The following is a 673-nucleotide window of genomic DNA, read 5'->3' on the forward strand; positions in this document are numbered from 1 at the left end:
GATTATGAGGATATCGTGGAGAAAGTGTGCAAGGCTTGGAATCGATTCTTGGACAGTACAGATAGAGTTAGCAAGATGTGTACAAGAGAGTGGATTAATCTGACCAGTTAATTTTCCAGATTGGTATAATCAAATACATATGTATCACCTATTTGTATTAGGTGACATTTGATCGTCTTAAATCGAGAAAAGCCCTTGATAAATCAAGGGCTTGAATGTGGCGGAGAGATAGGGATTTGAACCCTAGGTACGCTATTAACGTACGCCGGTTTTCAAGACCGGTGCTTTCAACCACTCAGCCATCTCTCCACAAATTGTCATCAACAGATTAGTACACTGACGATGTAGTTATCCGTATAACGGATAACAATATATAAAGCCTGGCGATGTTCTACTCTCACATGGGGAGACCCCACACTACCATCGACGCTGTTTCGTTTCACTTCTGAGTTCGGGATGGAATCAGGTGGGTCCAAAACGCTATGGTCGCCAAGCAAATTCTTTCTCTCTATTTCTAGAGAATAATCTGGAAAGCTGTTTAAGTTCTTTTCAACACATTCAATTCGTTCTTGTATCGAGTCCACCAAAACCCTTTGGGTGTTGTATGGTTAAGCCTCACGGGCAATTAGTACAGGTTAGCTCAACGCCTCACAGCGCTTACACAAGAACTTTG

Annotated in this window: 1 tRNA gene and 1 rRNA gene; both read right to left on the reverse strand. The window is 42.1% G+C overall.

Going from position 1 to position 673, the window contains the following annotated elements:
• Window positions 1-218 precede the first annotated feature (218 nt).
• Window positions 219-309: transfer RNA gene (locus UF06_RS15800), tRNA-Ser, on the reverse strand.
• A 69-nt stretch (window positions 310-378) separates the two neighbouring features.
• Window positions 379-494, reverse strand: a 5S ribosomal RNA gene (rrf, locus tag UF06_RS15805).
• Between the last annotated feature and the right edge of the window lie 179 nt (window positions 495-673).

This window comes from Vibrio sp. S234-5 (genome assembly GCF_000960595.1).
Taxonomy (GTDB): domain Bacteria; phylum Pseudomonadota; class Gammaproteobacteria; order Enterobacterales; family Vibrionaceae; genus Vibrio.